The organism is Pseudomonas sp. Q12-87 (genome assembly GCF_001269755.1).
In the GTDB taxonomy this organism is placed as follows: Bacteria; Pseudomonadota; Gammaproteobacteria; order Pseudomonadales; family Pseudomonadaceae; genus Aquipseudomonas; species Aquipseudomonas fluorescens_S.
This window is the reverse complement of sequence record NZ_LHVI01000010.1, coordinates 58,801-85,524: the sequence shown is the minus strand read 5'-3', so window position 1 is coordinate 85,524 and position 26,724 is coordinate 58,801. Positions and strand designations below refer to the sequence as shown.

Annotated in this window: 22 protein-coding genes; 14 read left to right on the top strand and 8 right to left on the bottom strand. The window is 61.9% G+C overall.

All coding sequences use genetic code 11. From position 1 onward, the window contains the following. Positions 1–11: 11 nt before the first annotated feature. Positions 12–860 (bottom strand): formyltetrahydrofolate deformylase, encoded by an 849-nt coding sequence (gene purU / locus AD663_RS05195; protein WP_003178545.1) that lies wholly within the window; start codon positions 858–860, stop codon positions 12–14. 294 nt (positions 861–1,154) lie between these two features. Here purU and mvaT point away from each other — a divergent pair, with 294 nt between their 5' ends. After that, entirely contained in the window at positions 1,155–1,532 is a 378-nt protein-coding gene (gene mvaT / locus AD663_RS05190; protein ID WP_003178543.1) for a histone-like nucleoid-structuring protein MvaT, read from the top strand. An 80-nt stretch (positions 1,533–1,612) separates the two neighbouring features. On the opposite strand, the gene sbcB is transcribed toward mvaT, so the two are convergent. Continuing rightward, positions 1,613–3,049, bottom strand: a complete 1,437-nt coding sequence (gene sbcB, locus AD663_RS05185) for an exodeoxyribonuclease I (RefSeq protein WP_053213388.1) — start codon at positions 3,047–3,049, stop codon at positions 1,613–1,615. Positions 3,050–3,327: 278 nt separating this feature from the next. On the opposite strand from sbcB, the gene AD663_RS05180 reads away from it, so the two are divergent. The 8 genes from AD663_RS05180 to AD663_RS05145 all read left to right on the top strand — a co-directional run bounded on the left by AD663_RS05180 (position 3,328) and on the right by AD663_RS05145 (position 12,469). Then, positions 3,328–4,053, top strand: a complete 726-nt coding sequence (locus tag AD663_RS05180) for an RDD family protein (protein ID WP_053213387.1) — start codon at positions 3,328–3,330, stop codon at positions 4,051–4,053. Further along, complete coding sequence (locus AD663_RS05175) at positions 4,050–5,024, top strand: stage II sporulation protein M (RefSeq protein ID WP_053213386.1); 975 nt, start codon at positions 4,050–4,052, stop codon at positions 5,022–5,024. The genes AD663_RS05180 and AD663_RS05175 overlap by 4 nt, the downstream gene beginning before the upstream one ends. Further along, positions 5,011–6,561 carry a DUF4129 domain-containing protein gene (locus tag AD663_RS05170; protein WP_053213385.1) on the top strand — a complete coding sequence of 517 codons (1,551 nt, stop codon included), beginning with the start codon at positions 5,011–5,013 and terminating at the stop codon, positions 6,559–6,561. The genes AD663_RS05175 and AD663_RS05170 overlap by 14 nt, the downstream gene beginning before the upstream one ends. Continuing rightward, positions 6,558–7,721, top strand: a complete 1,164-nt coding sequence (locus AD663_RS05165) for a DUF4350 domain-containing protein (protein ID WP_053213384.1) — start codon at positions 6,558–6,560, stop codon at positions 7,719–7,721. The genes AD663_RS05170 and AD663_RS05165 overlap by 4 nt, the downstream gene beginning before the upstream one ends. Positions 7,722–7,879: 158 nt before the next feature. Further along, positions 7,880–9,067, top strand: coding sequence for a Fic family protein (locus AD663_RS05160; protein ID WP_003178532.1), 1,188 nt, complete (start codon positions 7,880–7,882; stop codon positions 9,065–9,067). Positions 9,068–9,181: 114 nt separating this feature from the next. Further along, on the top strand, positions 9,182–10,189 hold the full coding sequence (locus tag AD663_RS05155) for a MoxR family ATPase (RefSeq protein WP_003178530.1): 1,008 nt from the start codon (positions 9,182–9,184) through the stop codon (positions 10,187–10,189). Between the two features lie 238 nt (positions 10,190–10,427). Then, positions 10,428–11,759, top strand: a complete 1,332-nt coding sequence (locus AD663_RS05150) for a DUF58 domain-containing protein (RefSeq protein WP_003178528.1) — start codon at positions 10,428–10,430, stop codon at positions 11,757–11,759. Between the two features lie 341 nt (positions 11,760–12,100). Next, positions 12,101–12,469, top strand: a complete 369-nt coding sequence (locus AD663_RS05145; RefSeq protein ID WP_003178526.1) for a DUF6124 family protein — start codon at positions 12,101–12,103, stop codon at positions 12,467–12,469. A 169-nt stretch (positions 12,470–12,638) separates the two neighbouring features. Here AD663_RS05145 and AD663_RS05140 read toward each other — a convergent pair whose 3' ends face one another. Beyond that, positions 12,639–12,998, bottom strand: coding sequence for a PilZ domain-containing protein (locus AD663_RS05140; protein WP_003178524.1), 360 nt, complete (start codon positions 12,996–12,998; stop codon positions 12,639–12,641). Between the two features lie 277 nt (positions 12,999–13,275). Then, positions 13,276–13,650, bottom strand: a complete 375-nt coding sequence (locus AD663_RS05135) for a tol-pal system YbgF family protein (RefSeq protein ID WP_003178522.1) — start codon at positions 13,648–13,650, stop codon at positions 13,276–13,278. A 355-nt stretch (positions 13,651–14,005) separates the two neighbouring features. Between AD663_RS05135 and pyk the strand changes: the two genes are divergently transcribed. After that, on the top strand, positions 14,006–15,457 hold the full coding sequence (pyk, locus tag AD663_RS05130) for a pyruvate kinase (RefSeq protein WP_003178520.1): 1,452 nt from the start codon (positions 14,006–14,008) through the stop codon (positions 15,455–15,457). Positions 15,458–15,666: 209 nt separating this feature from the next. On the opposite strand, the gene AD663_RS05125 is transcribed toward pyk, so the two are convergent. Genes AD663_RS05125 through AD663_RS05115 form a run of 3 tightly spaced genes read right to left on the bottom strand, consistent with a single transcriptional unit; the run spans position 15,667 to position 18,479 of the window. Continuing rightward, positions 15,667–16,416 (bottom strand): enoyl-CoA hydratase-related protein, encoded by a 750-nt coding sequence (locus tag AD663_RS05125; protein WP_053213383.1) that lies wholly within the window; start codon positions 16,414–16,416, stop codon positions 15,667–15,669. Positions 16,417–16,444: 28 nt separating this feature from the next. Further along, positions 16,445–17,380 (bottom strand): iron-sulfur-binding ferredoxin reductase, encoded by a 936-nt coding sequence (locus AD663_RS05120; protein ID WP_003178516.1) that lies wholly within the window; start codon positions 17,378–17,380, stop codon positions 16,445–16,447. After that, positions 17,373–18,479, bottom strand: coding sequence for a diguanylate cyclase (locus AD663_RS05115; protein WP_003178513.1), 1,107 nt, complete (start codon positions 18,477–18,479; stop codon positions 17,373–17,375). Before AD663_RS05115 ends, AD663_RS05120 begins: the two co-directional genes overlap by 8 nt. A gap of 487 nt (positions 18,480–18,966) precedes the next feature. On the opposite strand from AD663_RS05115, the gene AD663_RS05110 reads away from it, so the two are divergent. The 4 genes from AD663_RS05110 to AD663_RS05095 all read left to right on the top strand — a co-directional run bounded on the left by AD663_RS05110 (position 18,967) and on the right by AD663_RS05095 (position 25,697). Beyond that, entirely contained in the window at positions 18,967–20,490 is a 1,524-nt protein-coding gene (locus AD663_RS05110) for a fumarate hydratase (RefSeq protein WP_003178511.1), read from the top strand. A gap of 501 nt (positions 20,491–20,991) precedes the next feature. Beyond that, positions 20,992–22,755 (top strand): ATP-binding protein, encoded by a 1,764-nt coding sequence (locus AD663_RS05105; protein WP_053213382.1) that lies wholly within the window; start codon positions 20,992–20,994, stop codon positions 22,753–22,755. Continuing rightward, on the top strand, positions 22,748–24,082 hold the full coding sequence (locus tag AD663_RS05100) for a sigma-54 dependent transcriptional regulator (protein ID WP_003178507.1): 1,335 nt from the start codon (positions 22,748–22,750) through the stop codon (positions 24,080–24,082). Before AD663_RS05105 ends, AD663_RS05100 begins: the two co-directional genes overlap by 8 nt. Before the next feature lie 295 nt (positions 24,083–24,377). Next, complete coding sequence (locus AD663_RS05095; RefSeq protein ID WP_003178505.1) at positions 24,378–25,697, top strand: MFS transporter; 1,320 nt, start codon at positions 24,378–24,380, stop codon at positions 25,695–25,697. 122 nt (positions 25,698–25,819) lie between these two features. Here the strand turns inward: AD663_RS05095 and AD663_RS05090 are convergent, their stop codons facing one another. Continuing rightward, positions 25,820–26,575: a membrane protein gene (locus tag AD663_RS05090; RefSeq protein WP_003178503.1), complete on the bottom strand. Its 756-nt coding sequence runs from the start codon at positions 26,573–26,575 to the stop codon at positions 25,820–25,822. Positions 26,576–26,724: the final 149 nt, after the last annotated feature.

The following is a 26,724-nucleotide window of genomic DNA, read 5'->3' as shown; positions in this document are numbered from 1 at the left end:
CTTGAGTGTACTCAGAACACCACGGTCTTGTTGCCGTGCACCAACACCCGATCTTCCAGGTGATAGCGCAAGCCCCGCGCCAGGACCATTTTCTCCACGTCACGGCCGAAACGCACCATGTCTTCAATGCTGTCGCTATGGCTGACGCGCACCACGTCCTGCTCGATGATCGGCCCGGCGTCCAGCTCCTCGGTCACGTAATGGCAGGTGGCGCCAATCAGCTTCACGCCCCGCATCGAGGCCTGATGGTACGGCTTGGCCCCGACGAACGAGGGCAGGAAGCTGTGGTGAATATTGATGACCTTGTGGGCGTATTCGCTGCACAAGGCTGGCGGCAGGATCTGCATGTAGCGGGCCAGGACCACCACCTCGGCGTCGTGCTGCTTGACCAGCCGCGAGACTTCGGCGAACGCCGGCTGCTTGTCCTGCGGATTGACCGGTACGTGGTAATACGGAATGCCGTGCCACTCCACCATGCTGCGCAAGTCGTCATGGTTGGAAATGACACAAGCGATGTCGCAATCGAGCTCATCGCTGTGCCAGCGGTGCAACAAGTCCGCCAGGCAGTGAGACTCGCGGCTGGCCATCAGTACCACGCGCTTTTTCTGCGCGGTGTCGGTGATGCGCCAGTCCATCGAGAATTCTTCGGCAATCGGTGCGAAGGCCTCACGAAAAGCTTCGATGCCAAAGGGCAGCGAGTCGGCACGAATCTCGTGACGCATGAAAAACCAGCCGCTCTGATTGTCCGAGTGATGGCTCGCTTCAGTGATCCAGCCGTTGTGGGACGCCAGGAAGTTACTGACTTTAGCAACGATACCGACGCGGTCCGGGCAAGCAATCACCAACCGAAAAGTGCGCATTAGGGAACTCCAGAACTTCGCAAAGGCGGCCATTCTAGCCATTGCGCAGCAAAACTGCAGTATTCGATGACACGCCGTGCCGTCCGAGGCGAAGCCAGCAGCGCTGGTCGGCCCGATGAGAGCCGCTATATGGCGGAACAAAGGCTCATCGATATTTAAACTGCAATAGCTTTTTTGTGGCACAGCGCTAGTTAATTAAATAAAACACCGGTTAAATGTTTACTTGATGAAACTGTCTGATTACTATTACCGCACTGTCTCCTTGTCACCCGCGTCCTACATAAGGTAGTCCAAATGTCCTTGATCAACGAATACAACGCCACAAAACAAGCCATTGAAGATCTGCAACAACGTCTGGCCGACCTGTCCAAAGACGACAAACTGCAAAAAGAGCTGGAATTCGAAGGCAAACTGCGCACGCTGATGGGTGAATACTCCAAGTCCCTGCGTGACATCATTGCCCTGCTGGATCCAGAAGCCAAGTCGAGCAAAGCACCGCGTGGCGCCGTGAAAACTACCGGCACCAAACGCGCTCGCAAAGTTAAGCAATACAAAAACCCGCACAACGGCGAAGTCATCGAAACCAAAGGTGGCAACCACAAGACTCTGAAAGAGTGGAAAGCCAAGTGGGGCGGTGATGTGGTTGAAGGCTGGGCAACCCTGCTGGGCTAAGCCTCATCGGTTCGCGCTGTTCTTTGCGAACAAAAAACGCCAGCATTTGCTGGCGTTTTTTTATGCCTGTGATTTTGTCTTCATTGTGTCTCGAGGCTAAAACGTTTGCGCAATTGCTGGCTGTAATCCTGCCATTGCAGCAGTACTTCTCGCTGCGCAGGCGTAGCAAGCACCGTCCACTCGGCCATCGCCTCGTCAAAACTTTGCAGGGTATTAGGTGCCCCCCATTGCGGAGCGGTCAGACGTTGTCGGCAGAAAACTCTCCAGCGCGCCTGCTCTTCAGGACTCAACGTATCTGCAAAGTTGCGTGCGCGATAACGGAACAATAGTTCCGGCAAACGTTCATCGTCGAACGGCCAACGCTCCCGTGCCAATTGCGCTGGGTCCGCCAGGCGCACTTGTTCACATAAACGCCGATCACGATCCCCCATGAAGCCTGTGTATAACTGCTGTTCGGGATCCTCACTGGCGGTGAAATCTTCGCGACCATAAATAGCTTCAAGTTTGTCTTGCCAAACTTTCTGTGCGTCAGTTAGCCGCAACGCCCGCTCCCGGTACCCCTCCATATCCAGTTGCAGCCGCTCCTGATCTTCGGCGCGCAGTACCGTCAACGGCGCAATCACCGGGCATTTGTTGATATGAATGAGTTTGAGCGGCACCGGCAATTCGCCTTCGAGCAACGCGTCACGGCGAGTGTATAAGCGCTGACGAAGGTGATCGGCATCGTGGTCCAGCAGACCCTGGGGATCGAGGTGCAGATCGCAGACAATCAGGGCATTGCGGTTTTTCGGATGCCAGGCCAGCGGCAGGACGACGCCGATGTAGTTTCGCTCGGCCGAGAAACGTCCGGAAATATGCACCATCGGTTGCAGCAGGCGCACCTGATCCATCACCTTTTGCTTGCTGCGCAACTGGAACAGCCAGTCGTAGAGCCGTGGCTGTTTTTGGCGGATCAGTCGAGCCAGGGCGATGGTTGCGCGCACGTCCGACAAGGCATCATGGGCCTGTCCATGATCGATGCCATTGGCGGCGGTCAAGCGCTCGAGCTTGAGCGTGACGCGGCCCTCCTCCTGCGGCCAGACAATCCCTTGCGGACGCAGCGCATAGGCGGCGCGCACCAGGTCGATCAGGTCCCAGCGGCTGTTACCGCCCTGCCATTCCCGGGCGTAGGGGTCGAAAAAATTTCGATACAGGCTGTAGCGGGTCATCTCGTCGTCGAAGCGCAGGGTGTTGTACCCAGCGCCGCAAGTGCCGGGGGCGGCCAGGTGGCCATGGACACGGGTCATGAAGTCAGCTTCGCTCAGGCCTTTTTCGGCCAGGCACGCCGGGGTAATCCCAGTGATCGCGCAGGCTGCCGGATGGGGCAGGATGTCATCGCTGGGCCGGCAATACAGGTTCACCGGTTCGTCGATTTCATCGAGTTCGAAATCGGTACGAATACCCGCCACTTGCAGGGGCCGGTCGCAACGCGGGTTGATGCCGGTGGTTTCGTAGTCGTACCAGAAGATGGAAGTCACGGGCTGTTCCTGAGCTGAAGACTGGCGAAGTCTAGGCGCTGCAACCCGCCTGAGACCAGCAATCCTGTAACTTTTGAATTCCGTATGGGAGCGGGCTTGCTCGCGATGGCGGTGGGCAATTTGCAGCAGTGTTGGCTGTGCAGCCGCCTTCGCAAGCAAGCTCGCCCCCAACAGTTAACCTTGGTGCCGGCAGATTCCCGTATCGTTTGCCCGCACAAAGGCTGCTAGCATCGACGCCAAACTTGAACATTCGAACCGGCCCATCATTCAGGTAGCCCATGCTCGAGACACCAGCACTGCAAAGGAACGCGACGCTGCCTGCGCCCCTGGACACGCGCTATCAGGTCGAAACACCCGAAGGTATCGACCTGCCCTTGCGTCCGGCGGGGTTGATGTCCCGCGCAATCGCCTTCGCCATCGACCTGGCTATCCGCGGTCTGGTGCTGGGTGTGTTCTTTCTCGTGCTGGCGTTTTTCGGTGAACTGGGGGTCGGCCTTGGTTCCATCCTGCTGTTTGTCGTCAGCTGGTGGTACATGGTGCTGTTCGAAGTGCTGAACCAGGGGCGATCCCCCGGCAAACAGTTCATGAAGCTGCGGGTGGTGCAGGACGATGGCCGACCCATCGGCTGGTCGGCTTCGCTGATCCGCAACCTGTTGCGCTTTGTCGACATGCTGCCCTTCGGCTACACCTTCGGTGCGATCAGTTGCCTGCAACATCCAGCCTTCAAGCGCCTGGGCGACATCGCGGCGGGCACGCTGGTGGTGTATCTGGAACAGCCGATCAAACGCCCGGCATTGCCCATGGCCCAACCGCTCAGGGCGCCTTTCGCCCTGAGCCTGAACGAGCAACGCGCCGTACTGGGCTTTGCCGAACGGCGGGCAGACCTTTCCCCCGCGCGGGTCAACGAACTGGCAGCCATCCTGGCCGCGCCGCTGAACGTGCCGACGCCAAACGCTGCGGCCGAACTCGATGGCATCGCCCGCGGCCTGCTGGGGTCCGCATGAAACAAAGCCAATTCGAAAGCCGTTATCAAGGGGAATGGGAGCAGTTGTCGGGCCTGCTCGATCAACTGGAGCGCAGCCGCAACGTGGCCCAGAGCAGCGACTTTCCCGGCGCCTATCGGCGGCTGTGCCATCACTTGGCGTTGGCCCAGGCCCGGGGCTACAGCAGTTTGCTGGTGGATACCCTGCAACAATTGGCGCTGCGCGGTCATCAGCAACTCTACCGGGACCGCGGCCGGCCATCGGCCAGCGTCTCGACGTTCATCCTGGCCGGTTTTCCCCGGTTGGTCCGCGAACAGTGGCCGTTCGTATTGGCTGCCAGCCTGATCTTCCTGGGCAGCCTGCTCGGCATCGGGCTGCTGGTCTATCTGTTTCCAGAGCTGATCTACAGCGTCGTGAGCACCGATGAAGTCAACCAGATACGCAGCATGTACGACCCCACTTCCGGGCACCTGGGACGTTCGGTCGAGCGGGCTTCCAGCGAAGACTGGGTGATGTTCGGCTACTACATCATGCACAACATCGGCATTGCCTTTCAGACCTTCGCCAGCGGCCTGATGTTCGGGTTTGGAACCGTGTTCTTCCTGCTCTTCAACGGGCTGACCATCGGCGCGATAGCCGGGCACCTGACCCAGATCGGTTCCGGTGGGACATTCTGGTCGTTCGTGATCGGCCATGGCGCCTTCGAACTCACCGCCATCGCCCTGGCCGGTGCCGCCGGCCTGCAACTGGGCTGGGCCCTGATCGCTCCGGGACGCTTCAGCCGGGGTGAAGCCTTGCGGCTCGCCGCCGGCAAAAGCGTGCTGATGATCGCCGGCGTGATGCTGTTTTTGCTCACCGCCGCGTTCATCGAAGCGTACTGGTCCTCCAGTGCCGTGACGCCGGCGACCAAATACACAGTCGGCGCCCTGTTGTGGCTGCTGGTCATCAGCTATCTGTCGCTTGCCGGACGGGCCCGCCATGCGCCTGAGTGATGCCACGGTTGTCATTCGCCCGCGCACGAGCTGGGAAGCCATGGACCTCGGCGTGCTGATGAGCCAGCAACATCGGCGCCTGCTGATGACCAGTTGGGCGATTGTCACGCTGCCGGTCTACGCATTGTTGGCCGTGTTGCTGTGGGATTCACCGTCCCTGGTCGTGATGCTGTTCTGGTGGTTGAAACCGGCCTTCGACCGCCTGCCGCTGTACATTTTGTCCAAGGCCCTGTTTGGCGAGACGCCCACGTTGTGGCAGGCCTTGCGCCAGTGGCCGGCGCTGCTCAAGCCCCAGTTACTGGCCAGCTTGACTTGGCGCCGGCTGAGCCTGAGCCGCAGCTTCCTGATGCCCGTGGTGCAACTCGAAGGGCTCGCCGGTGAGGCGCGGGAGCAGCGCTTGCGCGTGTTGCTGCAACGCAACGGCGGTGCCGCGCAATGGTTGACCATCATCGGCGCGCACCTGGAAACCGCCCTGTGGTTCGGCCTGATGGTGCTGTTCTATCTGTTCGTGCCGCAACAGGTTGAATTGGAATGGGACTGGCAGATGCTCGTTGCCGCAGCCGAGCACGACTGGCTGTGGTTCGAACACCTGATGAATTTCCTTTACCCGCTGTTGCTGATCGTCTGGGAGCCGATCTACGTCGCCTGCGGCTTCAGCCTCTATCTGAACCGACGCACCATTCTCGAAGCCTGGGACATCGAGTTGGTGTTTCGGCGCCTGCGCCAGCGCCTGAGCGCTGTAGCACCCGTATTGTTGCTGCTGGCGCTGATACTGCTGCCGCCATCGCCAGCGGCGTGGGCCGGCGAAGATCCCATTGCACCCGACAGCCCGCGGCTACTCAACCAGCCGCTTACCAGCGAAGCCTCCCGGGACAGTATCAAGGCGATCCTCGACGCCCCGCCCTTCAAGAATCCGCAGACGGTCACCCGCTATCGCTTCGGCGAGGAAACCCCCAAAGAAACCGCCGAAGCGCCCGAGACCGACGCGAAACCGGGCTGGCTCAGGGGCTTGCTCAAATGGCTCGGCAGCCAACGCTTCGACTTGGCCGCCGCGCTGATCCAAGTGATGCTCTGGGCCTGGCTGGCCGGCGCCATCGCCTGGCTGGTCTGGCGTTATCGCGACCGGCTCAAGCAATTGGCGAATCGCCGGCCGACACAACGGTCAAGCGTGGAACGAGCGGCGCCCGCCCGGATGTTCGGCCTGGATATTCGCGAAGAGAGCCTGCCGGCCGACGTGGCGGCCAGCGTCGAGCAACTGTGGGCCAGCCAACCTCGCGAGGCGCTGGGCCTGCTGTACCGGGCGCTGCTCAGTCGCTTGCACCATGACTACAACATCGCGTTGAAACCGGCCGACACCGAAAGCCAGGTCCTGCAACGTGTCGAGCAGCTTCAACATGAGGACCTGCTGGCGTTCGGCAAAAGCCTGACCCTGCATTGGCAGAACATTGCCTATGGACACCGCGCACCACCGCCCCATCTGCAACACGAATTGTGCGACGGCTGGCGCGGCCTGTTCGGCCCGGGAGCGTCTCGATGAGCCGGCGCGCAGGGATGCTGACCGGAGCATTGCTGGCCGCGCTGGTGTGCGCCCTGGCTATCTTTCTCTACGCCAAGGCGGTGCCGTACCAGGAGATCGTCGAGCACGGCCCATCCCCCGAAGCCCAGGCCAATCCATACCTGGCCGCCGAGCATTTCCTGCGCCAGCAAGGCATCAACGTCGAGCATGCCAACAACCTGAGCGTGCTGCCCAACCTCGAGCCTCGCCAGCGCAGCCTGCTGCTGTTGGGTGAACGCACCCAAATGACGCCACGGGAAGTCGACCAGTTGATGAACTGGACCCGGGCCGGTGGGCGACTGCTCTTCGTGGCCGAGGCCTTGTGGGACGACAACACCGGCAGCAGCGGCGATTTGCTGCTCGACCGGGTGCACCTGCATCAACTCTTGAGCAAGGATCTCAAGGCGCAGGCACCCGAACTCATCAAGGACCGTTATCCGGAACTGACCAAGTTGTATCTGGAAGACGAAGAGGCACCGGCGTATGTCGGTTTCGACACGGCCTTCCATCTCGAAGACCCGCAGAACCTGGCCCAGGCCTGGGCGAACAGCGCATTGGCGACCCACATGATGCAACTGACCCTGGGCCTGGGCTCGATCACCGTGATCACCGACGCCGAGCTGTGGAAGAACGAGCACATCGACCAGTACGACAATGCCTGGCTGCTCTGGTACCTGAGCGCCGATACCGACGTCACGCTGCTGTTCAACACCGATCACGACAACCTGCTGACCTTGCTGCTGCGCTATTTTCCCCAGGCGCTGGTCGCGCTGCTGGCCTTGGCAGGCCTGTGGCTATGGCGCTCGGCGGTGCGGCATGGCCCGCTGCAGCAACCGGCGCCCAAGGCGCGGCGTCAACTGGAAGAACACTTGCAGGCCAGCGCCGCTTTCCATCGGCGGCACAACGGCCAGGAGCACCTGTTGCACGCCTTGCAACAAGACGTGCTGCGCCGCGCACGCCATCTGCACCCAGGCTTCGAACAACTGGTCGTCGCCGAACAATGGCAGGTGCTCGCCCGCCTGACCCGGCAACCCACCCGGGCCATCAGCCAGGCCTTGAGTCCCCGGCCGAAACAGCGCCTGTCCAGCGCCGAGTTCTGTCGCCAGGTCGCCCATTTGCAAACGATCAGGAATGCCTTATGAGTTTTCCGCAAAAAAATCCGCAAAAACGCTGCACATCATCTATCGTACGGTATCGCCATACCTAGCATTTACGGGAATTAAAGACCATTTAACTTTCCGAAAAAATTTCCGCAGATTTACCTAAAAAGTAGCCGTTTGTGTTCGCTGGAAACAAACCGATGATCACCTCGAAAACGTACCTTGACCCTGTACTGCCAGAGAATCTGCCCGACTCGATCATCCAGGCGGCGGACCAATTGCCGCGAAAGGCAGAGTTTCTTGCCGGACGGCTCGCTGATGAAACATCCAGGCAACTAGCGAGCCTGTTGCGCATCACCAATACCTACTACTCGAACCTGATCGAAGGGCATCGAACCGAGATCGCTGACCTCCAGGCTGCTCGCACGACGCCAAAACGGGAACGAAAAGAGCTCAAAGCGCTTGCGGTGCACCACATGACACAGCAGGAGGTGATGGAGCGGCTGCTTCGCATGCGTCCTGTGAACAGCTTCTCTGCCATGTTCGATCCCAAGTTGATCGCTAACCTGCATCGTCGGCTGTTCAAGGACGCTTCGACGCAAGAACTGACCCTGGGCGATGGTCGCTTGATGGAACCCGGCCGATTGCGGGCCGAAGAGAACGAACAGGTCCAGGTCGGCGCTCATATCGCCCCAGCGGCTGCGGCTGTATTGCCCATGCTTGAGCACTTGCAGTTGCACTATGGCCGAATCAAGGATCCGCGGCGCCAATTGATCGCAGCCCTGGCCGGCCACCATCGAGTGGCGCTCGTTCACCCGTTCCTGGATGGCAATGGCCGAGTGATTCGGATGCTCACCCACCTGCAACTTGTTCAACTGGGGCTAAAACCTTTCCTCTGGTCACTGTCGCGCGGCCTGGCTCGCAGGCAAGATGACTATTACCGCTTCCTGGCCTTGGCTGATCGCCCTCGTGAAGGTGACCATGACGGTCGCGGCCAACTCTCGCAGCGGCACTACTTCAACTTCATCGAGTTCATGCTCGATGTCTGCCATGACCAGATCGACTACATGACGACCGCGCTGAACCCGGCCAAGCTGCGCGAGCAGGTTGTCCATGTGTTTTCAACGGATCCTGGCCTTCGCGATGCTGGCATCCGGCCCACCAGCGCAGCGGCCGTGCTGGCGCTTCTCACCCAGGGGGCGATGCCGCGTGCGGAGTTCAAAGTGTTTACCGGCTTGAAGGATCGGCTTGCAACAGAGGAACTGAGCCGCTTGATCGACGCGGGGATCGTGGTCAGCAGCACCCCCAGGTCCCGCACGGTGGAAGCGGGTTTGCCCGCACGCTTCGCCGGATTGATCTTTGCGAACCTGCATTTTCAAATGGGCTAAGGTGTGCCAGGGACTCAGTTGTCACCACCCGGCACTCCAAGCATGAAAGAGTTGGATCATGTAACCGCAGCATGTCGCTAGTCATAGGATTGAACCGTTAGGAGAACGCCAGAATTGACGACTGAACAGAACGAACCTGCCGACGGCCAGACCCACGCCGCCCAACAGCGCCAGCGCGCCAGCCAACTGGCCCAGGCCATCCGCACCGAACTGCATAAGGCGGTGGTCGGCCAGGGCGCGGTGATCGACGACGTGCTGACGGCGCTGATCGCTGGCGGCCACGTCCTGCTCGAAGGCGTCCCGGGGCTGGGCAAGACCTTGCTGGTACGGGCCCTGGCCCGTTGTTTCGCCGGGGAGTTCGCGCGCATCCAGTTCACCCCCGACCTGATGCCCAGCGATGTCACCGGGCACGCGGTGTACGACTTGCAGACCGAGCAATTCAAGCTGCGCAAAGGGCCGGTGTTCACCAACCTGCTGCTGGCCGACGAGATCAACCGCGCCCCGGCCAAGACCCAGGCCGCGCTGCTCGAAGCCATGCAGGAGCGCCAGGTCACCCTGGAAGGCCGTGCCCTGCCCATCGCCCAGCCGTTCATGGTGCTCGCCACCCAGAACCCCATCGAACAGGAAGGCACCTACCCCCTGCCGGAAGCCGAGCTCGACCGTTTCATGCTCAAGGTGCGCATGGACTACCCCGACGCGGACCAGGAATTGAACATGGTGCGTCAGGTCAGCCGCTCGACCCGCGCCGACATGCTCGATGTGCAACCGTTGCGCACCGTGTTGCAGGCCAAGGATGTGCAGGCGCTGCAGCGCATTGCCAGCGATTTGCCGATGGACGACCAAGTGCTCGACTACGCCGTGCGCCTGGCCCGCACCACCCGCACCTGGCCGGGGCTGACCCTCGGCGCCGGGCCTCGCGCCTCGATTGCGCTGGTGCGCTGTGCCCGGGCAAGGGCGTTGTTGCGCGGCGGTGAATTCGTGGTGCCGGACGACATCAAGGGCTGTGCCCTGGCGGTGCTGCGCCATCGGGTAAGGCTGGCGCCGGAGCTGGACATCGAAGGGCTGTCGGTGGACCAGGTGCTCGGGCAGTTGCTCGACCAAGTGCCGGCGCCGCGGTTGTGAATGCCCACATCATGAGCCCGAGGGGGCCGGCCGTGGCAATTAAGCCGCATCAAGCAACACATTCCCCCGTGGCGAGGGAGCTTGCTCCCGCTGGGCTGCGAAGCGGCCCCCTGGTTTTGCCTGACACACCGCAAGGGGACGCTGCGCGTCCAGCGGGAGCAAGCTCCCTCGCCACGGGGAATCTCACAGCCGCAGATGCCCTTGCCGAGGCAGACGGCCTCTGCGAAGGAATTCAGCCATGAAACCCTCACGCCTGTTGCTGACCTGGCTCGCGGTCTTGCTGGCGGTGAGCATCGTGCTGGGCGCGCTGCGGGCACTGGGCGTGGCGCTGCCATCGGCGCTGCTGTCGATCAATTGGGGCCTGCTGCTGGCCTTGCTGGCCCTGGCGCTGCTCGACGCGGTGCGCCTCAAGCGCTTGCCCTCGCCGCGGGTGCAACGGCAAATGCCCGGGAGCCTGGCGCTCGGGCGTTGGAGCGAAGTGCGCCTGCACATCCAGCATGAATGCGCGCAACCCCTGGCCATCGAGATTTTCGACCATATCCCCCAAGGCCTGGACTTCGAAAACCTGCCCTTGTCGGTGGAGCTGCAACCCGGCCAACACAGCCAGGTCGGCTATCGCCTGCGCCCGCTCAAGCGCGGCCATTTCACCTTCGCTCACTGCGAAACCAGCCTGCCGAGCCCATTCGGTCTGTGGGCGGACAAACGCCTGCTGGATGTGGTCGACCACACCCGCGTCTACCCGGATTTCGCCCGGCTCTACGACGGCCAGCTATTGGCTGTGGATAACTGGCTCAGCCAGCTCGGCATCCGCCAACGTCAACGGCGCGGCCAGGGTCAGGAATTCCATCAACTGCGCGAATTTCGCGAAGGCGACAGCCTGCGCCAGATCGACTGGAAGGCCACCGCTCGCCACCGCACCCCGATCGCCCGGGAGTACGAAGACGAGCGCGACCAGCAGATCATTTTCATGCTCGACTGCGGCCGGCGCATGCGCAGCCAGGACGGCGAGCTGTCGCATTTCGACCACGCCCTCAATGCTTGCCTGTTGCTCAGCTACACCGCGCTGCGCCAGGGCGATGCCGTGGGCCTGAGCACCTTCGCCAGCGAGCAAACCCGCTACCTTGCGCCAGTCAAGGGCAGCGACCAGCTCAAGGTCTTGCTCAACGCCGTCTACGACCTGGACAGCAGCCAACGCCCCGCCGATTACCAGGCGGCCGTGACCCAACTGCTGGCCCGGCAAAAACGCCGGGCCCTGGTGGTGCTGGTGACCAACCTGCGCGACGAAGACGACGAGGAACTGCTGGCGGCCGTCAAACGACTCGGCCAGCAACATCGCGTGTTGATCGCCAGCCTGCGGGAGGAGGCACTCGACCGCTTGCGCCAGACGCCGGTGCAAACCTTGCCTGAAGCCTTGGCCTATTGCGGGACGGTGGACTACTTGAACGCCCGGGCCGAGCTGCACAAGCAATTGAGCGCCCACGCCATCCCGGCCCTGGATTCACGCCCGAGTGAATTGGGGGCGCAATTGGTGACGCAATATCTTGCATGGAAAAAGGCGGGGACCGCATAGGTCCTACGGCGAGCAAGCCAAACTCCGGCTGACTACAACGCCTTGCGTAACGGACTACAGATCCGCCAGAATCCGCCGGCTTGTGCGCCTTGGCCCTGCCCCGTAACTTGATTCGCATCGCTGATATCCAGCGATCGGGTTTAGTCGCCCGGTGGTAAGAACGGTATGCACAAGCGTCATCCAGTCGGGTTCCCCTATCCCCGCACTTGATGGTGGCTGTGCGCAGGGCGCCCTCGGGCGCGCCGGTCTTCGTTTTTCCACCGGTCGACTAACCTGCGTCCAGCCGCCACCCCTCGTTTAGTCGCGAACAGGGTGGCAGCGCCAATCATGGAAAAACGAATATGATCAAACCAACCCCCAATCCACCCCATACCGACCCGCTCTCCCCCCACGAAACCCTCGACCCCGAAAAGCTCGACCAAGCCGCCCAAAGAGCCCTGGATTATTACCTCAAGCCCAACAACGGCCAGCCCGAGCAGAAAACCGCCAAGCAAGTGGATTACTTCATCGTCGCCCCCGACGCCGATCCCGAAGGCATGCTCGCCCACACCTACGAAACCTTCTGCTCGGTGAGTACGTTGATCCTGGATTTATCGGAAGACCTGGAAGGCGCCCCGCGCAACCTGGCCCTGGCGATTCATCAGATGGGCGAGATGGGCGTGTTGTTGCTGGAGAAGATGCTGGATAACGAGGCGAAGGTTCAGCGCTGAAGATCGAACGCCCCATAGCAGTACAGGATGCATGGAGAACCTGTGGGAGCGGGCTTGCTCGCGAAAGCGGCGGTACATTCAGCGTCGATGCAAGCTGAACCTCCGCCTTCGCGAGCAAGCCCGCTCCCACAGTTGAAGTGAGGTATACCCACGAGAGTCAGGCCAGCTATCAGGCCGATTCCGGCAACGGATGAAAACTGAAATATTGCTGCAACGCGCTGATCAACTGCCCGTACTCAGGCGGTGCCCACTGCAGGCTGAAACCGGCGTCGAAATGCTGTGGCGTTACGTCTTCGCGGCACCACAGGCAATTGGCCCTGAGCACGATGTTCTGCTGCGGCCCTTCGTCGGCCGGGATTTTAAGTTGCAGATCAAAATCTGCACCCACCATCAACGGCAAATGGCTGATCAGCATCAAGCCATCTTCGGAAACGTTGCCCAGGAACCCGATAGGCCTACCGTTCACACCATTGAATACCTTGAGGAAATACGGCAACTGCTGCCGCTCGATTTTCCGTTTTTTGTACATGTCTTGCATCGCTTTTTGAACGAGCCCGAACAAGGGCAACCGAACACTTCGGAACGAGCACACATCAGCCCGCTCTCCCCGATCCCGGTGCCAGACGCTCATACGCGTCTCAGCCCTGTTGCCGCCGGTCACAGGTGCCTCTTAAATTTAGAGGTTAAGCTCTAATACAACTTGTACAATATAGCTCAAGGTTGGAGGGGAGCCAGTGCCGACACGAACCTTTCATCCAACCCATGGAACAGGCGCAGCGGTACCCAGCCGCAATCTTAAAACCAGGTCAGGAAGCTGTCGGGCGGACCGCCGAGGCGCTGCGGGTCGGATAATGGCCCAGGCTCTGCAAGGTTTCGAGACGGGCGCGGGCGCGGAAGGCGTATTCGCTGTTAGGGTACTGCATGATGATGAACTGGTAGGTCTGCGCAGCATCGACAAACAGCTTCTGCCGCTCCAGGCATTGGCCACGCAGCATCGAGACTTCTGGCTGCATGTAGCGGCGGGCACGGCTGGCGCGGTCGACCTGGGACAGTTCGAGCATGACCTGCTCGCAATTGCCGCGGTCATAGGCTTTGTAGGCCAGGTTCATGTGGTGGTTCATCGACCAACGGGTGCAGCCCGTGATGCTCAGGGCCAGGGCAACAAAAAGCACGAATCGCATGGGGAGGTTCTCCTGTCTTGAGCCCTGTATCGGCCTGGGTGGGAAAATCTTCAGCCTGAAGCTGCAAGCGCAAATCCCGTGGCGAGGGAGCTTGCTCCCGCTGGGGCGCGCAGCGGCCCTGAAACCGGCCCCTCGGTGTATCAGGCAGCCCGCGTCCGACGTGTTTGGGGTCGCTTCGCAACCCAGCGGGAGCAAGCTCCCTCGCCACAACTACCTTTGGCAAGCTTTAAAGAGGCGTGAAAATTTTCAAGAATGTTCATTTCGAAAAACAAACGAAAAAGTAGTGCATATGAACAATGACTACACCCAAAGAGCATAGTAGCCTTCGCTGGCGCTTGAACTTGAGGAGTCTTGCATGTCCGTCCGTCGTACCAAAATCGTCGCTACCCTTGGCCCGGCCAGTAATTCGCCGGAAGTTCTCGAACAGCTGATTCTGGCTGGCCTGGACGTTGCCCGCCTGAACTTTTCCCACGGCACCCCCGAAGAGCACAAGGCTCGTGCCAAGCTGGTGCGCGACCTCGCCGCCAAGCACGGCCGCTTCGTTGCCCTGCTGGGTGACCTGCAAGGCCCCAAGATTCGTATCGCCAAATTCGCCAACAAGCGCATCGAGCTGAAGATCGGTGACAAATTCACCTTCTCCACCAGCCATCCGCTGACCGAAGGCAACCAGCAGGTGGTGGGTATCGACTACCCGGACCTGGTCAAGGATTGCGGCGTGGGTGACGAGCTGCTGCTCGACGACGGCCGCGTGGTGATGCGCGTCGACACCGCCACTGCCACCGAACTGAACTGCACCGTGACCATCGGCGGCCCACTGTCGGACCACAAAGGCATCAACCGTCGCGGCGGTGGCCTGACGGCACCGGCCCTGACTGAAAAAGACAAGGCCGACATCAAGCTGGCCGCGGAAATGGAAGTCGACTACCTGGCCGTGTCCTTCCCGCGCGACGCCGCTGACATGGAATACGCTCGTCAGCTGCGCGACGAAGCCGGCGGTACCGCTTGGCTGGTGGCCAAGATCGAACGCGCCGAAGCCGTGGCCGATGACGAAACCCTCGACGGCCTGATCAAGGCTTCCGACGCCGTGATGGTTGCCCGTGGCGACCTGGGCGTGGAAATCGGCGACGCCGAGCTGGTGGGCATCCAGAAGAAGATCATCCTTCACGCACGCCGCCACAACAAAGCGGTGATCGTGGCGACCCAGATGATGGAGTCGATGATCCAGAACCCGATGCCGACCCGCGCCGAAGTGTCCGACGTAGCCAACGCCGTGCTCGACTACACCGACGCCGTGATGCTCTCGGCCGAAAGCGCCGCCGGCCTCTACCCGCTCGAAGCGGTGCAGGCCATGGCGCGAATCTGCCTGGGCGCCGAGAAGCACCCCACCGGCAAAACCTCCAGCCACCGCATCGGCAAGACCTTCGAGCGCTGCGACGAGAGCATCGCGCTGGCGACCATGTACACCGCCAACCACTTCCCGGGCGTGAAGGCGATCATCGCCCTGACCGAAAGTGGCTACACGCCGCTGATCATGTCGCGCATCCGTTCCTCGGTGCCGATCTACGCGTTCTCCCCGCACCGCGAAACCCAGGCCCGTGCCGCCATGTTCCGTGGCGTCTACACCGTGCCGTTCGACCCGGCCGCCCTGCAACCGGGCGAAGTCAGCCAGGCGGCAGTGGACGAACTGGTCAAGCGCGGCGTGGTGCAAACCGGCGACTGGGTCATCCTGACCAAGGGCGACAGCTACCACACCATCGGCGGCACCAACGGGATGAAGATCCTGCACGTTGGCGACCCGATGGTCTGAGTGAGCGCTTGCTGAAAACAAAAGCCCCGCCATGTGAATGGCGGGGCTTTTTGGTTTTTGCCTTCTGAAGAATGTGCTGCCTGATCTACCGCCTTCGCGAGCAAGCTCGCTCCCACAGGGGATCTGCGTCGTTAACAAAAAGCGGTTCAACGCAAAACCAATGTGGGAGCGAGCTTGCCCGCGAAGGGGCCTGGCCAGGCGCTACCAATTCAATGCCTGTTGATAAACCCCGACAACGCCGCCAGCGCCTCGGGCGAGCGCAGGCGTTGGGTGAACAGCGTGCCCTCTTCTTCGATTACCTTGCGCAGGTGTTCCCGGTCCGGCGCTTTCATCAGTTGCTTGCTGATGCGCACCGCTTCAGGTGGCAATGACTCGAAACGCAGCGCAGCGTCCCGTGCCCGGGCGAATGCGGCATCGCCGCTGTCCAGCGCTTCGGTGGCGATGCCCCAAGCTGCCGCCTGCTCACCGCTGAAACCCTCGCCCAGCAGCAACAATTGCGCAGCCCTGGCCTGGCCGAGCAGGCGTGGCAGGATCAGGCTGGAGCCGAACTCCGGGCATAACCCCAGGTTGACGAACGGCACGCGCAGTCGCGCATCGCGGCTGACGTAGACCAAGTCGCAGTGCAGCAACAACGTGGTGCCGATGCCCACCGCCGGCCCGGCCACGGCGGCGATCACCGGTTTGCGGCAATCGAGCAACGCAAGCATGAAGTGGAACACCGGGTTGTCGAGGTCGTTGGGCGGCTGTTCGAGGAAGTCGACGATGTCGTTGCCGGCGGTGAAGCAATCGCTGGAACCGGTGAGCAGCACCGCGCGAATCTGCGGGTCCGCATCGGCCATCGCCAGGGCCTGCGCCAATTGACTGTACATGTCCCGAGTCAGGGCGTTTTTCTTGTGCGCGCGGTTCAAGCGCAGGGTCAGCAGGCCGCGTTCGCGTTCGAGCAACAGGGTTTCAGTCATGGTCGGTCTCGCGTCTGGAAATCAGCGCTCAACCACGGGGCAGGAAGACGTCGGCCAGCAGTTGATTGCGCGGCAAGCCGGCCAGGTACAAACGTTTGGCAAAGGCCTCGACCCGGTCGGGATGGCCGCAGAGTAAGGCTTGGGTTTGTCGGGAAACAAGCCGCAGTTGCGCCAACGCAGGCGGCGCCTCGGCCGTGGTCAGCAGCTCGACGGTGAGATTTTCATGCTTGGCCGCCAGCGCCTCCAGGGGTTTGGCCAGGTAATGCCCCGGCGCATCATGGGCCACATGAATAAGACGTATCGCGCCTTGGTGATGTTGACGCAGGGCTTCGCGCAGCAGACCGAACAGCGGCGCCAGGCCGGTGCCGGCGGCGAGCAGCCACAGCGGCTTCTCGCGCCAGTCAGGGTCGTAATGCAGGGCACCGCCGCGCAGTTCGCCAAGGCGGATCGGATCGCCAATCTTCAGCTGTCGAGCCACGTTGACGAATTGGCCGGGCTCGCGGCAATCGAGGTGAAATTCCAGGAAACGATCCTCCTCGGGCAGGCTCGCCAGGGAGTACGGCCGGGCGACACCGTCAGCCCACAACACCAAGTGTTGGCCGGCCCGATAACGCAGCGACCGCTGCGGGACGACGCGCAGGCGCAGCACCTCGGCGCCCAACCAATCCACAGCCGTCACCTCGGCGGCCTGGCCGTCGCGTTGCGGGTCGAAGGTGTGGATCTGCACATCCTCGACCACCTGGCATTGGCAAGCGAGCCGCCAGCCCTGGTCGCGCTGCGTCGGGCTCAAGGCGTCGGGCCGGCTGTCGCGCACGTCGCCGCCCACGCATTGCACCAGGCACGCATGGCAGCTACCCGCGCGGCAACTGTAGGGCACCGGCACACCGGACTGATTCAACGCGTCCAGCAGGTTACTGCCCGCCGCCACCGTCCATTGCCGACCGGCGACCGTGAGTTCAGGCATCGACATTCTCCCAGGCGGCGGCACAACGATTGCGCCCGTCTCGCTTGGCCCGGTACAGCGCCTGGTCGGCACGCTGCAAGGCGTTGTCGAGGTCGTCGCCCATCTCCAACATGGTCAACCCCGCTGACAGACTGAGGGGGCCGACCTGCAAGCCGATCAGTTCGACTTCGGTAAAGGCCAGCCGCAACCGCTCGCAGCAGGCCGTCAGGCGCGAAGGGTCACAGGCGGGCAGCAGCATGACGAACTCTTCGCCGCCATAACGCGCCAGTACGTCGCCTTCGCGCAGGCACGCCGTGGCGACGGCGGCAAACGCCTGGAGCACCTGGTCGCCGGCAGCGTGGCCGTACAGGTCGTTGATGCGCTTGAAATGGTCGAGGTCGATCAAGGCCAGGCCATGGGCGACGCCAGGCCTGAGGGTGTTGAGTTCGCGGGAAGCCAGGCGCAGGAAGTGTCGGCGATTGAACAGCCCGGTCAGCTCATCCGTGGCCACCAGGTCTTCGAGCTGGCGCATCATGCCGCGCAGGGTGTCCTGGTGTGCCTGCAAGGCAAACCGCCGCTGGCGCATGCGCTGGCGGGAGGTCTGGACGTAGCGGGCATAGAACACCAGCCATACCAGCACCATGAACAACACGCACACTTGCAACCCGGCCAGGGTGGGATCGGGAAGCCGGAAAAAGTAACCGTCCCAGAGCGTTATGCCGGTAAAGCTGAAAAACACCAGGGCCGCGCAACGCACGAAGGCCCGGCGCGAAAGATGAAACAGACCGAACAGCAGGATCAGCACATAGAACACCAGGAACACGCCCCGGGCCTGATCCAGGTGGGCCATCATCCAGGTCTGCCAGCCCAGGCCGATCAACACCTGGATTTCGGTGAGGCTGGGGTCGGCGAACCGCAGGTTGCGGTCAGTGATAAACAACGCGAACAGCCCCGCCTGGCACAACACCACCAACACGCTGCCGACGATCGCGCCGCGCAACGAATCCAGGTAATGACCACTGAAAAATGCCAGCCACAACAACACCAGTGCCAGCGCGTAAGTCGCGGCCGCCAAAGCGAAGCGTTTCAGCAAAAGACGTTGAATGGCGTTATGGGTCAATCGTTGACTCACCATGGGAAAAATAAACTGACAGGAGGCGTCCTACGCTACAGGCCAGACGCCACTTTAGTGGCGTGTAGGACAAATGACCATTCAATTCTGGAGCAGAAAAATGGCGTCAAAGCAATGGCCCGATTGACGCATCACTGAGTGCTGGCAGATGCCCCCTGTGGCGAGGGGATTTATCCCCGCTGGGCTGCGAAGCAGACCTGAAAGCTGCCACTGCGGTGTGTCAGGTTAATGGCCATCTGTCTTTTTGGGGCTGCTTCGCAGCCCAACGGGGATAAATCCCCTCGCCACAGACAAATCCCCTCGCCACAAAGGCAGCTCGCTCCCACAGGGTGCCAGCCTGCGATATACTGCCGCGCCTTTTTAGCGTCGCGCCAGCATGCCCGGCGTGCCTTATAGAGGTGCCGCCCGTCGACCGATGCACCCAAGCGGCCGGCACCTTATTGAATGTTCCCGTCTTTAGAGAGGAGCGCGACTCATGACCGTGATCAAGCAAGATGACCTGATTCAGAGCGTTGCCGACGCCCTGCAGTTCATTTCCTACTACCACCCCGTGGACTTCATCCAGGCGATGCACGAGGCCTACCTGCGCGAAGAATCGCCGGCAGCCCGCGATTCCATGGCGCAGATCCTGATCAATTCGCGCATGTGCGCCACCGGCCATCGGCCGATCTGCCAGGACACCGGCATCGTCACCGTGTTCGTGCGTGTGGGCATGGACGTGCGTTGGGATGGCGCGACCATGGGCCTGGACGACATGATCAACGAGGGCGTGCGTCGCGCCTACAACCTGCCGGAAAACGTCCTGCGCGCCTCGATCCTGGCCGACCCGGCCGGTGCGCGTAAAAACACCAAGGACAACACCCCGGCGGTCATCCACTACTCCATCGTCCCGGGCAACACCGTGGAAGTGGACGTGGCGGCCAAGGGCGGCGGTTCCGAGAACAAGTCGAAGATGGCCATGCTCAACCCGTCCGACTCCATCGTCGACTGGGTACTGAAAACCGTTCCGACCATGGGCGCCGGCTGGTGCCCACCGGGCATGCTCGGCATTGGCATCGGCGGCACCGCTGAGAAAGCCGCAGTGATGGCCAAGGAAGTGTTGATGGAGTCCATCGACATCCACGAACTCAAGGCCCGCGGCCCGCAGAACCGTATCGAAGAGATGCGCCTGGAGCTGTTCGAGAAGGTCAACCAACTGGGCATCGGCGCCCAGGGCCTGGGTGGCCTGACCACCGTGCTCGACGTGAAGATCATGGATTACCCGACCCACGCCGCCTCCCTGCCGGTGTGCATGATCCCCAACTGCGCCGCCACCCGCCACGCCCACTTCGTGCTCGACGGCACTGGCCCGGCGTCGCTGGAAGCGCCACCCTTGGACGCCTACCCGGAAATCGTCTGGGAAGCCGGCCCGTCGGCCCGTCGCGTCAACCTCGACACCCTGACCCCGGAAGACGTGCAGAGCTGGAAACCGGGCGAAACCGTGCTGCTCAACGGCAAGATGCTCACTGGTCGCGACGCGGCGCACAAGCGCATGGTCGAGATGCTGAACAAGGGTGAAACCTTGCCGGTGGACCTCAAGGGCCGCTTCATCTACTACGTCGGCCCAGTCGACCCGGTAGGCGACGAAGTCGTCGGCCCGGCCGGCCCGACCACCGCCACGCGGATGGACAAGTTCACCCGCCAGATCCTCGAGCAGACTGGCCTGTTGGGCATGATCGGCAAATCCGAGCGCGGCCCGACCGCCATCGAAGCGATCAAGGACAACAAGGCGGTCTACCTGATGGCCGTCGGCGGCGCCGCCTACCTGGTGGCCCAGGCGATCAAGAAATCCAAAGTCCTGGCGTTCGCCGAACTGGGGATGGAAGCGATCTACGAGTTCGAAGTCAAGGACATGCCAGTGACCGTAGCGGTCGATAGCAAAGGCGAGTCGGTGCACATCACCGGCCCAGCCATCTGGCAGAAGAAAATCAGCGACAGCCTGGCGGTAGAAGTGCAGTAACAAACACTTTGATGCTGTAGAAAGGCCGGTGGGGCAACAAGCTCACCGGTTTTTTTTGTCGTCGAGAAACCCTGCGGGATGGGCGGTGGGCGAAGATTTTTGTTCGCGTGCGATCTGGTGTGGGAACGAGCTTGCTCGCGATGAGGCCAGGTCAGATAACCAGGATTTAATGCTGGGCAGGAAAACGCTTGTGGCGAGGGAGCTTGCTCCCGCTGGGTCGCGCAGCGGCCCCAAAACCAGACGCTGCGATGTGTCAGCCAAGTTGAGTCGGCTGCCTTGGGTCTGCTGCGCAGCCCAGCGGGAGCAAGCTCCCTCGCCACATAGACAGTGGCCTGTCAGATCCGCCCGGGTAGCGTTCCGGGCAGGGGGCGATAAGTACCGACGTCATCGCGAGCAAGCTCGCTCCCACAGGGGATGGGCGGTGGGTTTGAAGTACATGATCGCTCCGGGCAAGCGCCATGCTATCGTGCCCGCCCCGACTTTTGACCTGTTCGCGCCAGCATGCTGCCAACCACCCGTACCCTGCGTCTGTCGTTGTACACCCTGCTGATCCTCACCGGTGCGGCGGTTGCCGCCGGCCTGGCCGTGCGTCACGCCGAGCGCGAGGCGCTGGAGGAAGACGCCAACCGTGCCAACCAGCAACTGGCGCTGTACGCCAATTCGTTGCACACCCTGATCGAACGCTACCGCGCCCTGCCCGCCGTGCTGGCGCTGGATCCGGAGTTGCGCTCGGCCCTCCAGGCACCGGTCAGCCCCGCGCAACAGGATGCATTGAACCGCAAGCTGGAACAAATCAACGGTGCCGCGCAGTCGTCTACCCTGGAATTGCTCGATCACAACGGCCTCGCCGTCGCCGCCAGCAACTGGCGGCTGCCCAGCAGTTATGTCGGGCACAACTACGGCTTTCGGCCCTATTTCCTCCAGACTCGCACCCAGGGCACCGGGCGTTTTTATGCGGTGGGTGTGACCAGCGGCATTCCCGGGTATTTCCTGTCCAGCGCCGTGACCGGGGACAACGGCGAGTTCCTCGGTGCGATGGTAGTGAAGCTGGAATTTCCAGAGCTTGAGCGCGAATGGCGCCAGGGCAGCGACACGCTGCTGGTCAGCGATGCCAAAGGAATTATCTTCATCGCCAACCGACCCGGCTGGCGTTATCGCCACCTGCTACCCCTGACCGACAGCGACCGCGCCGAACTCAAGACGACCCGCCAATACGACAAGCAGCCGCTGCAACCGCTGCTCTTTGAGCCTCTGCGTAACTTTGACGAGAACAGTCGCCTGGCCCGGGTCGAGGCTTTCGACGGTCCGGCGCAATATCTCTGGGAATCCCTGCCGCTGACCGCCGAAGGCTGGACACTGCACTTGCTGCGCCGTCCGCAGATCGCCTTCGAAGACCTTCGCAACGCCGGGCTTGCCGCCGCCGGCTTGTGGTTGGCGCTGGTATTCCTGCTGCTATTCCTCAACCAGCGCTGGCGCCTGGCGAGACTGCGGCAGCGCAGCCGCGAAGAGCTTGAGCGATTGGTGGAAGAACGTACCCGGGATTTGCGCACGGCCCAGGACGGCCTGGTGCAGTCAGCCAAGCTGGCGGCGCTGGGGCAGATGTCGGCGGCCCTGGCCCATGAAATCAACCAGCCGTTGACGGCCCAGCGCATGCAACTGGCGACCTTGCGCCTGCTGCTCGATCACGGTCGGGTCGACGACGCCTACAAGGCCCTCAAGCCGGTGGACGATATGCTGACCCGCATGGCGGCCCTTACCGGTCACCTGAAGACCTTCGCCCGCAAAAGCCCCAGCGGCCTGCGCGAGCGCCTGGACTTGGCCGCGGTGGTGGACCAGGCGCTGCAATTGCTGGACGCGCGCCTGCGGGACGAACAAGTCAGCACCGTGTTGCACCTGACCCGTCCGGCGTGGGTGCGCGGCGATGCGATCCGCCTCGAACAGGTGCTGATCAACCTGCTGCGCAATGCGCTTGACGCCATGGCCGAGCCGCCCCTCAAGCGCCTGGAAGTACGCTTGGAGGCGGATGATCAATTGTGGCGCCTGACGGTCAGTGACAGCGGCACCGGAATCGCCGAGGAACACTTGGCCCAGGTGTTCGATCCCTTCTTCACGACCAAGGCTGTGGGCGATGGCCTGGGCCTGGGCCTGGCGGTTTCGTTTGCGATTGTCCATGAATCCGGCGGGCGACTGACGGCGGACAATCACGCGAACGGCGCGGTGTTCTGCATGACCTTGCCTATCGATCAGGAGGCGCAGCGTGCTTGATTCAGTGATGGTGGTGGACGACGAAGGCAGCATTCGCAGTGCCGTCGAGCAATGGTTGAGCCTGTCAGGGTTCCAGGTACAGCTGTTCAGTCGCGCCGAGGAATGCCTGGCGAAACTGCCGGAGCACTTTCCCGGGGTGATCCTGAGCGACGTGCGCATGCCGGGTCTCAGTGGCCTGGAACTGCTGGCCGAAGTACGGCGCCGGGATCCGGACCTGCCGGTGATTCTGTTGACCGGCCACGGCGACGTACCGATGGCCGTGGAGGCCATGCGCGACGGCGCCTACGACTTCCTCGAAAAACCCTTCAGCCCCGAAGCCCTGCTCGGCAGCCTGCGCCGCGCCCTGGACAAGCGCACGCTGGTACTGGAGAACCGCCGCTTGCATGAACAGGCCGACGCCAGGGCCCGGCTCGATGGAACGCTTTTGGGCGTGTCCCGTGCGCTGCAAAACCTGCGGCGCCAAGTGCTGGACCTGGCGACCCTGCCGGTCAACGTGTTGATCCGCGGCGAAACCGGCAGTGGCAAAGAACTGGTCGCCCGTTGCCTGCACGATTTCGGCCCCCGGGCGAACAAGCCCTTCGTCGCGTTGAACTGCGCGGCGATTCCCGAACCGCTGTTCGAGGCCGAACTGTTCGGCCATGAAAGCGGCGCGTTCACGGGCGCCCAGGGCAAGCGCATCGGCAAGCTCGAATACGCCGACGGCGGCACACTGTTTCTCGATGAAATCGAAAGCATGCCCTTGGCCCAACAGGTCAAGCTGCTGCGGGTCTTGCAGGAACAGAAACTCGAACGCCTGGGTTCCAACCAGAGCATCCCGGTGGACCTGCGTATCATCGCCGCCACCAAACCCGACCTATTGGACGAGGCCCGCGCCGGGCGTTTTCGCGAAGACCTGGCCTACCGCTTGAACGTCGCCGAACTGCGCTTGCCGCCGCTGCGTGAGCGGCGCGAAGACATCCCGTTGCTGTTCGAACATTTCACCCACAGCGCCGCCGAACGCCTCGCTCGTCCCGCCGCGCCCCTGAGCGGCCCGCAACTGAGCCATCTGCTCAGCCACGACTGGCCGGGCAACGTTCGCGAGCTGGCCAACGTCGCCGAACGCCAGGTGCTGGGGCTGGATCAACCGCACACCCTGGAGGCCGAGCCCGGCCAGTCCCTCGCCGCCCAGCAGGAAGCTTTCGAAGCCCAATGCCTGCGCGCCGCCCTGACGCGACACAAAGGCGATGTGAAAGCGGTGCTCGAAGAACTGCAACTGCCGCGCCGCACCTTCAATGAAAAAATGCAGCGGCATGGGTTGAATCGGGAGATGTTTTTGTCGGGGGGCTGAATTTTCTGCGCCTGTTCCGGCCTCTTCGCGAGCAAGCTCGCTCCCACAGGGTTATGTGTACACAGGATAAAGTGTGGGAGCGAGCCTGCTCGCGATGAGGCCGGTACAAACAACACTGCCCCCCAAGTAAGCGGATTCCCGCTCATCCACAATCAAAAACAAGCGGATTTCCGCTCACCAAAGCACCCCACCCCCTCTAAACCGGCCCTGTGCCATGTGGCACAGCTCCTGCTATAGCCCTGGCAGGCTGCGTTCCCACGCGCTCCACAAAAACAATTAAACGAAGGATCCTTCAATGGATAACTCCAACGCCCTGCCCATTGGGTCGGCCGCCGTGCCCGCCCGTGAAAGAACCACCGCCAGCCGGATCAAATCGATTTTCAGCGGCTCGGTCGGCAACATGGTCGAGTGGTATGACTGGTACGTCTACGCCGCGTTCTCGCTGTACTTCGCCAAAGTCTTCTTCCCCAAGGGCGACACCACCGCCCAATTGCTCAACACCGCCGCGATCTTCGCCGTGGGCTTCCTGATGCGCCCGATCGGTGGCTGGCTGATGGGCCTGTACGCTGACCGCGCTGGTCGTAAACGTGCGTTGATGGCCTCGGTGTACTTGATGTGCTTCGGCTCGCTGATCATCGCCCTGAGCCCCAGCTACGAAACCATTGGCGTCGGCGCACCGATCCTGCTGGTATTCGCCCGTTTGCTCCAAGGCCTGTCGGTGGGTGGCGAGTACGGCACTTCGGCGACCTACCTGAGCGAGATGGCGACCAAGGAACGTCGCGGTTTCTTCTCCAGCTTCCAGTACGTGACCTTGATTTCCGGCCAGCTCATCGCCCTGGGCGTGCTGATCGTGTTGCAACAGTTCCTCACCACCGAACAGCTGTACGCCTGGGGCTGGCGCATCCCGTTCGCCATCGGCGCGCTGTGTGCGGTCGTGGCGCTGTACCTGCGACGCGGCATGGAAGAAACCGAGTCGTTCACCAAGAAAGAGAAGTCCAAGGAAAGCGCGATGCGCACCTTGATGCGCCATCCCAAAGAGCTGATGACCGTGGTCGGCCTGACCATGGGCGGCACCTTGGCGTTCTACACCTACACCACCTACATGCAGAAATACCTGGTGAACACAGTCGGCATGAGCATTTCCGACTCCACCACCATTTCCGCTGCCACGCTGTTCCTGTTCATGTGCCTGCAACCGGTGATCGGCGGGCTGTCGGACAAGATCGGTCGCCGGCCGATCCTGATTGCCTTCGGCATTTTGGGCACGCTGTGCACCGTGCCGATCCTCACCACCTTGCACACCATCCAGACCTGGTGGGGCGCGTTCTTCCTGATCATGGCCGCGCTGATCATCGTCAGTGGCTATACCTCGATCAACGCCGTGGTGAAAGCCGAGTTGTTTCCCACCGAAATCCGCGCCCTGGGCGTCGGCCTGCCCTACGCGCTGACCGTGTCGATCTTCGGCGGCACCGCTGAATACATCGCGCTGTGGTTCAAGAGCATCGGCATGGAAACCGGCTACTACTGGTACGTGACGGCATGCATCGCCGTCTCGTTGCTGGTGTACATCACCATGAAAGACACCCGCAAACATTCGCGGATCGTGACCGACTGACGAGGTTTCACAGTCACTGCAACGGTGACTCTCATGGCCCCATCGCGAGCAAGCTCGCTCCCACAGGGTTAGCGTAAATCCCTGGGGGAGCGAGCTTGCTCGCGATGGGAGACGACCAGGTCTCAAGTCAACTCAGCGGTGCCCTGCTTGCCATAACGGTTTTGCGCATACGCCGCGCCAGCGATCATCACAATCAAAACCCCCGCCAATACCGCCGATGAGCCGACAGTGCCGAAGTCCAGGCCGCCCTTTTCGTGAGGCTTGGTCATCAAGTCGCCCAACGTCGCGCCAAGGGGACGGGTCAGCACGAACGCTATCCAGAACAACACCACCGACGAAATCCTGGTGAAGTACTTGAGCAGTACGACCACGGCAATGGTCGAGCTGATCAGCAATGCGCCGCCAGCAAAACCCAAGCCCGAATCGTCGGCCAGGTAGTCACCGAGCGCGGTGCCCAAGGTGTTGGAAAATAGAATCGCCATCCAATAGAACATCTCGCCGCGAAAGGTCTGCACCTTGGTGACGTTGAGTGAATCACCGCTCAGGCGCCAGGCAGCGAAGATTCCCAGCAGAATCGCGATCAGGATCATCGACCCGGTGGCGTACCCCAACTCAAGGGTGCGGTCCATGAAGTCGGACATGGTGGTGCCCGCCGTGCTGGTGGACAGGATCACGATCCAGTACAGCAGCGGCTTGTAGGTCTTGGCCATCAGTTGCATGACCAGGGTCAAGACAAACACGCTGATCAGGATCAGCGAGCTGATGGCGTAACCGACGTTGAGGGTCATCGAGAGCAAATCCCCTGCGGTTTCGCCCAGGGTCGTCGCGCAGATTTTCATCACCCAGAACGCCAGGGTGATTTGGGGCAGTTTATTCATCGCTAGGTCAAGCTCCAGTGTGGGTGTCGGCCGGCTCTTGGCGGCCATGCGCCGCAGACTGGGGGCGCGACGGTGAAAAACAGGTCGGGAATATATGAAAAAACTGTCATGCATGCCCCCAACAGCGATTAATCACCGCTTAACGCTGG

What these genes read in the sequence shown, in the direction of transcription:
- purU (WP_003178545.1), bottom strand. Translation starts at nt 860, where the DNA reads ATGCGCACTTTTCGGTTGGTGATTGCTTGCCCGGACCGCGTCGGTATC.
- mvaT (WP_003178543.1), top strand. Translation starts at nt 1,155, where the DNA reads ATGTCCTTGATCAACGAATACAACGCCACAAAACAAGCCATTGAAGAT.
- AD663_RS05180 (WP_053213387.1), top strand. Translation starts at nt 3,328, where the DNA reads ATGCTCGAGACACCAGCACTGCAAAGGAACGCGACGCTGCCTGCGCCC.
- AD663_RS05175 (WP_053213386.1), top strand. Translation starts at nt 4,050, where the DNA reads ATGAAACAAAGCCAATTCGAAAGCCGTTATCAAGGGGAATGGGAGCAG.
- AD663_RS05170 (WP_053213385.1), top strand. Translation starts at nt 5,011, where the DNA reads ATGCGCCTGAGTGATGCCACGGTTGTCATTCGCCCGCGCACGAGCTGG.
- AD663_RS05165 (WP_053213384.1), top strand. Translation starts at nt 6,558, where the DNA reads ATGAGCCGGCGCGCAGGGATGCTGACCGGAGCATTGCTGGCCGCGCTG.
- AD663_RS05160 (WP_003178532.1), top strand. Translation starts at nt 7,880, where the DNA reads ATGATCACCTCGAAAACGTACCTTGACCCTGTACTGCCAGAGAATCTG.
- AD663_RS05150 (WP_003178528.1), top strand. Translation starts at nt 10,428, where the DNA reads ATGAAACCCTCACGCCTGTTGCTGACCTGGCTCGCGGTCTTGCTGGCG.
- AD663_RS05145 (WP_003178526.1), top strand. Translation starts at nt 12,101, where the DNA reads ATGATCAAACCAACCCCCAATCCACCCCATACCGACCCGCTCTCCCCC.
- AD663_RS05140 (WP_003178524.1), bottom strand. Translation starts at nt 12,998, where the DNA reads ATGTACAAAAAACGGAAAATCGAGCGGCAGCAGTTGCCGTATTTCCTC.
- AD663_RS05135 (WP_003178522.1), bottom strand. Translation starts at nt 13,650, where the DNA reads ATGCGATTCGTGCTTTTTGTTGCCCTGGCCCTGAGCATCACGGGCTGC.
- pyk (WP_003178520.1), top strand. Translation starts at nt 14,006, where the DNA reads ATGTCCGTCCGTCGTACCAAAATCGTCGCTACCCTTGGCCCGGCCAGT.
- AD663_RS05125 (WP_053213383.1), bottom strand. Translation starts at nt 16,416, where the DNA reads ATGACTGAAACCCTGTTGCTCGAACGCGAACGCGGCCTGCTGACCCTG.
- AD663_RS05120 (WP_003178516.1), bottom strand. Translation starts at nt 17,380, where the DNA reads ATGCCTGAACTCACGGTCGCCGGTCGGCAATGGACGGTGGCGGCGGGC.
- AD663_RS05110 (WP_003178511.1), top strand. Translation starts at nt 18,967, where the DNA reads ATGACCGTGATCAAGCAAGATGACCTGATTCAGAGCGTTGCCGACGCC.
- AD663_RS05105 (WP_053213382.1), top strand. Translation starts at nt 20,992, where the DNA reads ATGCTGCCAACCACCCGTACCCTGCGTCTGTCGTTGTACACCCTGCTG.
- AD663_RS05095 (WP_003178505.1), top strand. Translation starts at nt 24,378, where the DNA reads ATGGATAACTCCAACGCCCTGCCCATTGGGTCGGCCGCCGTGCCCGCC.
- AD663_RS05090 (WP_003178503.1), bottom strand. Translation starts at nt 26,575, where the DNA reads ATGAATAAACTGCCCCAAATCACCCTGGCGTTCTGGGTGATGAAAATC.